Annotated in this window: 1 pseudogene; it reads right to left on the reverse strand. The window is 38.6% G+C overall.

Going from position 1 to position 702, the window contains the following annotated elements:
• Positions 1–193: 193 nt before the first annotated feature.
• Positions 194–702: pseudogene (prtG, locus tag ACWHAR_RS27340) on the reverse strand (sporulation-specific protease PrtG); the annotation flags it as partial.

Below are 702 nucleotides of genomic sequence, written 5' to 3' on the forward strand. Positions count from 1 at the left end.
ATTTATTGTACAACAAGAGCCCAATTTTGTCAAATAAAATTTAAATTATATCAACGTTAATAAGACGTTGTCAATAAAATTATTTTGACAAAATTCTATGATTCCTCAATTATGTTCCGCAAGTTTCGGTAAATTATGTATCATTATGCAAAATAAAAAACCCGCATAGCTCTCCTATGCAGGTTTTCAACTGTTAATTGGACTTATAAGGCATACCAATTCTCAGAACTCCTCTTGTTTCAATACCTCCAAGCCCTTTCTCTCTTGTCAGCGTATTACGGAGCACTTCCCATACATTAATCCGTTCCATAAACGGCGTAAAGCTGATCTTCGCGACGATATATACCGGATCAAGCGCATGAATATTGACTCTTGATGGCGAACTCGCAAAATTCGCACCCGCTCTGATGAGTGATTCAAAATGGGATTGGCAAGCCCCCGCAAAAATAACAAGCTGATCTAAGTGAGGGATCTTTTTTCGGGCTGTTTGAACTGTTTCAACAAAGTGCTTAGAATGTCTGTACGCATTCAAATCATCAATACCGCCCTTTTGCTTCGAGTAAGCATCATGCCCTGTGATCACCAGGATGTCAGGTCGATATTTGTCGAGCAATTCTTCAATAGAAGCAGACATTTTCTTTTCATGGCAATGGATGCCATAGACCGGCACTCCAATTTTTTTATAGACATTCAGGCATTTTT

It is taken from the genome of Bacillus sp. LR--39, assembly GCF_053613335.1.